The organism is Stenotrophomonas sp. STEN087 (genome assembly GCF_056759115.1).
The window spans coordinates 1-5,983 of sequence record NZ_JBRRCR010000141.1 but is presented as its reverse complement, the minus strand read 5'-3'; the positions used below and the strand labels follow the sequence as shown (position 1 = coordinate 5,983).

Genomic DNA, 5,983 nt, shown 5'->3' with positions numbered 1-5,983 from the left:
GGGTCCGGTTGAGGGGGTGTGAGCCGCATGGATGCGGCGACCAAGCCCCCATGGACGGGTTTACGGCGTCCCCCTCAACCGGACCCACCCCGCCATCCCACGGAAAGCCAGCTTTTGACGTTGAGGTTGCCGGCCAGCGGCCGGCACTACCGCTTCGGCGGGTGCAGGGCTGCAAGCCCTGCAATCCCAAACCACTCAGTACAGCGTGCGCTCCGGCGCGCCCGCCGGCGGCGGGGTGTACTGGTACAGCCAGGTCTCGGTGAGCGGCTTGCCACCACTGCGCAGGTACAGGCGGATGTCGATCTGCTCGGTACTGCCCTCCGGCGGCACCAGGTCGAACATCGCGCGGTAGCCCTTGATCTCGCGCAGCGGCCGCGCCGACACGATCTCCACCCGGCCGCGGCTGGCTTCCACCACCGCCTCCACCTCGCCCTTGTCGATCAGGCTGGCCAGCTCGCCGCCTTCGAAATCCACCGCGAAGCGCCAGCTGAAGTACTCGCGCTTCTTGCCCACCACGCCACCCAGGCCAGTGTGGGTCGCCACGCAGTGCGCCAGCGGCGTGCGTGCCGGCGGTTCGGCACCCCAGAACAGGCGGTAGCCGACCAGCAGCTCCTGGCCCGGCTGCGGCTTTTCCTTCGGGTTCCAGAACGCCACGATGTTGTCGAAGGTCTCATCCACGGTGGGAATCTCCACCAGCTGCACCGAGCCATCGCCCCACTCGCCCTTCGGTTCCACCCACAGGCACGGGCGTTTCTCGTAGAACACGCCGTCATCCTGGTAATGGTCGAAATTGCGGTCACGCTGCAGCAGGCCGAAGCCGCGCGGGTTGTGATCGACGAACATGTTGAAGCGCAGGTTGCGCGGGTTCACCAGCGGGCGCCAGATCCATTCGCCGGCGCCGGTCCACATCGACAGGCCATCGGTGTCGTGGATTTCTGGGCGCCAGTCCCAGCCCATGCGGCGGTCGTTCTCGCCCACCTGGTACATGCTGGTGCACGGGGCGATGCCCAGGCGTTCGATGGCCTTGCGCGGGTACAGCGCGCTGTCGATGTCCATCAGCAGCACGTCGCCGTTGGTGATGGCGAAGCGGTAGGCGCCGGCCACGCTGGGCGAATCGAGCAGGCCGTAGACCACGATCGTGTCCGAGTCGGCCGAAGGCTGCTCCAGGTAGTAGGCGATGAAATCAGGGAATTCCTCCGGCTTGCCCATGCCGGTATCGATGGCCAGCGCGCGCGCGGACTGGCCGTACTGGCCTTCCTTGCCGACGGCGCGGAAGTAGCTGGCGCCGAGGAAGGCGGCAAAGTCGCGGTCGGTGTCCTTGCGGGTGTTCAGGCGGAAGCCGGCAAAGCCCAGGTCCGCCGGCAGCTCGCCGTTCTTCAGGCCGCTCTTGCCGTAGTTGAACGCCGCACCGTCGTAGGCCAGTTCCTGCGCCTTGCCATCGACCACGTCGAACATCCGCACCGGCGAATGGAAGTACAGGCCCAGGTGGAAGAACTTCGCCTGGAACTTGCCGGGCTGGTCGGCCCACAGCGCATGGTCCTGGCGGTAGCCAATCGACTGGTACTGGTCCCAGTCCAGGGCTTCCAGCGGCTTGGGCAGCACCCGCTTGTGGCTCTGGTAGGGCGCCTGCGCCAGCGCGCGGGCCTGGCCCTTCAGGGTGGCGAAATCGAACGGCTGCGGCTGGCCGAGCCGGCGCAGGCCGAGCTGTCCACTCTTCCCGGCCGCGCAGGCCGGCAGGGTCGGCAGGCCGAAGGCGGCCAGGGCCAGGGAGGCATTGCGGAGGAAGTCGCGTCGTTGCATGCAGGCGCGGAAGCAAGGGGAAGGTCGGCCATCATAGGCAGACAAACGTTAACGGGCAGCGGAGGGCTGTACGGTCGGTTCAGCCTGCGCCAGCGCGGCCAGCCGCGCATCCAGCTCGCGCAGGGCCGGGGCCTGTGCCCCGCGCTGGGCCAGCAGCAGCTGGCGTGCTTCGGCCAGCGCAGCGTGTGCCGCGTCCGGCTGCCCGGCCTGCTGCAGCGCGCCTGCCTGCGCCAGCAGCGCCTGCGGCAGCAGGGCCATATGGTCGGGCTGGCGCCAGATCGCCACCGCCCGCGCGTAGTGCCTGGCCGCCAACGCGGCGTCGCCGTGATCGCTGGCCCACTGCCCCAGCGCGAACTCGCCCTGGCCGACCTCGCGGTGGGCCGGGCCCAGCGCGGCCAGCAGCTGTGCCTGTACCTGCTGCAGTTCCTGTCCGGCGTGCTCGCCCTGCCCGCGCTGCAGGGCCAGCATCGCGCGCGCGCGGCGCACCACCAGCGCCTCGGGATGGCGCGGGCCCCAGGCATCCTGTGCCGCCTGCCAGGCCAGTTCCAGTTCGGTGGCGGCCGCCTCGGTCTGGCCTTGGCGTGCCAGCACCTCTCCCAGCTGGCGGTGCAGGCCGATCACCTGCGGGCTGCGGCCATCGGCCGGCTGGTCCAGCAGCGCCAGTGCCTGCTGGTAACCGGCCAGCGCGGCAGCCAGGTGCCCGGCGCCGGCATCCAGGCCGGCGAGGTCGGCCAGCGACTCGGCGCGGCCAAAGCGCTGGCCGATGCCCTGGTGGCGCAGGGCGAGCGCTTGTTCGAACGAGGCACGCGCGGCGTCCGCGTTGCCCAGCTGCGCCTGGCAGCGGCCCAGCTGGCTGTGGAACTCGGCCACCGTCGCCGGCAATGCATCGGCCTCGCGGGCAGCCAACGGCTGCAGCGGCTGCAGGTGCGCCAGGCAATCGCGGTCACGGCCCAGCATGCGCAGCGCGCGACCACGCTGGGTCACCGCTTCCAGCTGCAGGGCCGGCGGCACGTCGTTTACCTGCTGCAGCAGCCGGCGCTGCTGGTCCAGGGTCTGCAGGGCCAGCTGGTAATCGCCCAGACCGATCCGCAGGCGGCCGATCACGCCTTCCAGCTCGGCCAGCGCCAGCGGCTGGTCGGCCAGTTCGGCCTCGCCACGCTGCTGCCCGGTGGCCAGCAGCTGCGGCACGTCGAAATGGCCGTGGCGCTCACTGGCCGCCTTGTCGAACAGGCTGACGGTGAAATCCTGCATGGCCTGCGCGCGGGCCATTTCCACCTGCGCCTGGCGCGCCTGCCACAGCGCGATGGAGGTGGTGCCGAGCAGGGCCAGCACGGCCACCGAGGCCAGCGCCACGCCCCAGCGGTGGCGGCCGATGTATTTGTTCACGCGGTAGCCCACGCCGGGCGGCCGGGCCTGGATCGGCCGGCCCTGCAGGTAGCTCTGCAGGTCGCCGGCCAGCGCCTCGGCCGAGGCGTAGCGCTGCGCGGGATCCTTCTGCAGGGCCTTTTCCAGCAGCACGTCGAGGTCACCGCGCAGCTGCCGGGCCTGACGCTGCAGCGCGCGCCGCGCGGCGCCGGGCTGGTCGGCGAGCCGCAGCAGCAGTGACGATGCACGCGGCACCTGCACGTCGAGGATCGAGCGCTCCCATTCGGCATCGCTGTGCCGGCGCAGGCGGTAGGGCTTGTGCCAGGTAACCACTTCGAACAGCACCACGCCCAGCGAATAGACATCGGTGAGGGTGGTGACCGCCTCGCCGCGTACCTGTTCCGGCGCGGCGTAGTGCAGGGTGAACGCACGTACTTCGGTGGGCGGGTGGGTGGCATCGGCGGCGTCGTGGTCGAGCAGCGCGGCGATACCGAAATCCAGCAGCTTCACCGTGCCGTCGGCGCGGACCAGGATGTTGGAAGGCTTCAGGTCGCGGTGCACCACCAGGTTGGCGTGGGCGTGGCTGACCACCGCGCAGACCTGCAGCATCAGCTGCAGGCGCGTTTCCAGCGACGGTTCCAGGCGCCGGCAGTAATCACTGATCGGCTCGCCTTCCACGTAGTCCAGTGCCAGATAGGGCTGGCCATGCTGGTCCACGCCGGCATCCAGCAGCTGGGCCAGGTGAGGGTGCTGCAGCCGGGCGAGGATCTGCCGTTCGCGGCCGAAGCGCTGGCGCAGCCCAGGGTCGGCCACGCCGCTGCGCAGCAGCTTCAGCGCCACCTGCCGCTGGTACAGGCCATCACAGCGCTCGGCCAGCCAGACCTCGCCCATGCCGCCCTCGCCCAACGGGCTCAGCAGGCGGTAGGGCCCCACCTGGCTGCCCGCGCGCCCCGGTGGCGCCGCGGTCCACAGCGGCTGGGCCATGAACTCCTGGCTGTCGGCCTCCTGCAGCAGCAGGTGTTCCAGGTCGCGGCCCAGGGTCGGGTCGTGCTCGGCCAGGCGCTGCAGGCGCAGCTGCCGTGCCTCCGGGGCCAGCTCCAGCAGCTGGTCCAGCCAGGACGAAAGCAGCTGCCAGCGCGCGGCATCCATGGTCGGCCCGCGCGCCTCAGTCGCCGCGCATCGCCGCCAGCAGGAACAGCCGCGCCTTCTGCCAGTCGCGGCGGATGCTGCGCTCCGAGCGCTGGCTGAGTTCGGCGATCTCCTGTTCGGACAGGCCGGCGAAGTAGCGCAGCTCGACCACCCGCGCCAGGTGCGCATCGACGGCCTGCAGGCGCTCCAGGGCCACGTCCAGGGCCAGCAGGTCCTCGTCCAGGCGCACGCCGCTGCTGCTGTTCTCGGGAATCTCGGCCACCCGTTTCAGGTCACCGCCGCGCTTGCGCGCCAGCCGGTTGCGCGCGTAGTCGACCACCACGCTGCGCATGGCCGAGGCGGCATAGGCGAAGAAATGCGCGCGATCCTCGAAGCGCGCCGCGCCGCGGCTGCCGAGCAGTTTCAGGTAGGACTCGTGCACCAGCGAGGTGGCGTCCAGGGTACGTCCCTGCTGGCCGGCCAGCTGGCGCCGGGCCATGCCGTGCAGCTCCTGGTACAGCGTGGTCAGCACGCGGTCCAGCGCCGTGCGGTCACCGCCGCGCGCGGCGTCCAGCCAGACGGTGATATCCGGTCCTTCGTCCATCGCAACGTCCCCCCGCAGCGGATGCTGAGCGGACTATAGCGCTGCCGGTGTGCGCTGCATGAAGAGATTCAGCGCTGGCAGCGGCTGCACCACACGCTGGCGCGCTGGCCGATCATCGCGTGCTTGAGCGGGCGACCGCACTGCGGGCACGGCAGGCCGTCGCGGCCATAGACCAGCAGTTCCTGCTCGAAGTAGCCCGGAGCACCATCGGGGCTGATGAAATCACGCAGGGTGGTGCCACCGCGGGTGATGGCATAGCCGAGGGTGTCCTTCACTTCGCGGGCCAACCGACGATAGCGTTCGCGCGAGACCTTGCCGGCCTCGCGCAGCGGACTGATGCCGGCCTTGAACAGGCTTTCGGCGGCGTAGATGTTGCCCACCCCGACCACCACCGCCTGGTCCATCAGGAAGGTCTTCACCGGTGCGCTGCGGCCGCGGCTGCGCTCGAACAGGTAATCGCCGTCGAAGGCCTCGTCCAGCGGCTCCGGGCCCAGCCCCTGCAGCAGCGGATGCACCTCGCCGGCCGGCTGCCAGAGCAGGCTGCCAAAGCGGCGCGGGTCGTTGAAGCGCAGCAGGCGGCCGTTGTCCAGGCTGATATCCACGTGGTCGTGGGTGCGCAGCGGCGTGTCCCCCGGCAGCACGCGCAGGCTGCCGGACATGCCCAGGTGCAGCACGGCGCTGCCCACGGCGGTATCCAGCAGCAGGTACTTGGCCCGCCGGCGCACCGCGTCGATGCGCTGCCCCGGCAGCAGATCGGCCACCTCCGGCGGAATCGGCCAGCGCAGGTCGGCGCGGCGCAGGATCACGCCATGGACGCGGCGGCCTTCCAGATGCGGCGCCAGGCCGCGGCGGGTGGTTTCTACTTCGGGCAGTTCAGGCATGGGCTGATTCTACGCCGGCGCACCGCGCGATCCGTCACCGACCGGTGGCGGGGGCCGCCCGACCCCCGGGCGGCGCAGAAGCCCCCCCCCCCCCCCCCCCCCCCCGCACCCCCCCCGCCCCGCCCCCCCCCTCGGGGTCCCCCCCCCCGCACCCCCCCCAGCCCCCCCCCCCCCCCCCCCCCCCCCCCCCCCCCCTACTCTACAG

At 71.2% G+C, this 5,983-nt stretch carries 4 protein-coding genes; all 4 read right to left on the bottom strand.

The window, feature by feature from the left end; translation table 11 throughout:
• Window positions 1–195 precede the first annotated feature (195 nt).
• The 4 genes from ACVOK1_RS19960 to mutM all read right to left on the bottom strand — a co-directional run bounded on the left by ACVOK1_RS19960 (window position 196) and on the right by mutM (window position 5,778).
• Window positions 196–1,800, bottom strand: a complete 1,605-nt coding sequence (locus ACVOK1_RS19960) for an OpgD/OpgG family glucan biosynthesis protein (protein ID WP_313147777.1) — start codon at window positions 1,798–1,800, stop codon at window positions 196–198.
• 48 nt (window positions 1,801–1,848) lie between these two features.
• Window positions 1,849–4,314: a protein kinase domain-containing protein gene (locus tag ACVOK1_RS19955; protein ID WP_481563042.1), complete on the bottom strand. Its 2,466-nt coding sequence runs from the start codon at window positions 4,312–4,314 to the stop codon at window positions 1,849–1,851.
• Between the two features lie 16 nt (window positions 4,315–4,330).
• Window positions 4,331–4,897, bottom strand: coding sequence for an ECF-type sigma factor (locus tag ACVOK1_RS19950; protein WP_108767212.1), 567 nt, complete (start codon window positions 4,895–4,897; stop codon window positions 4,331–4,333).
• Window positions 4,898–4,965: 68 nt separating this feature from the next.
• Window positions 4,966–5,778 carry a bifunctional DNA-formamidopyrimidine glycosylase/DNA-(apurinic or apyrimidinic site) lyase gene (mutM, locus tag ACVOK1_RS19945; RefSeq protein ID WP_164072957.1) on the bottom strand — a complete coding sequence of 271 codons (813 nt, stop codon included), beginning with the start codon at window positions 5,776–5,778 and terminating at the stop codon, window positions 4,966–4,968.
• Window positions 5,779–5,983 lie beyond the last annotated feature (205 nt).

Coding starts and splice junctions, on each gene's coding strand:
- mutM (WP_164072957.1), bottom strand. CDS start 5,778: ATGCCTGAACTGCCCGAAGTAGAAACCACCCGCCGCGGCCTGGCGCCG.
- ACVOK1_RS19960 (WP_313147777.1), bottom strand. CDS start 1,800: ATGCAACGACGCGACTTCCTCCGCAATGCCTCCCTGGCCCTGGCCGCC.
- ACVOK1_RS19955 (WP_481563042.1), bottom strand. CDS start 4,314: ATGGATGCCGCGCGCTGGCAGCTGCTTTCGTCCTGGCTGGACCAGCTG.
- ACVOK1_RS19950 (WP_108767212.1), bottom strand. CDS start 4,897: ATGGACGAAGGACCGGATATCACCGTCTGGCTGGACGCCGCGCGCGGC.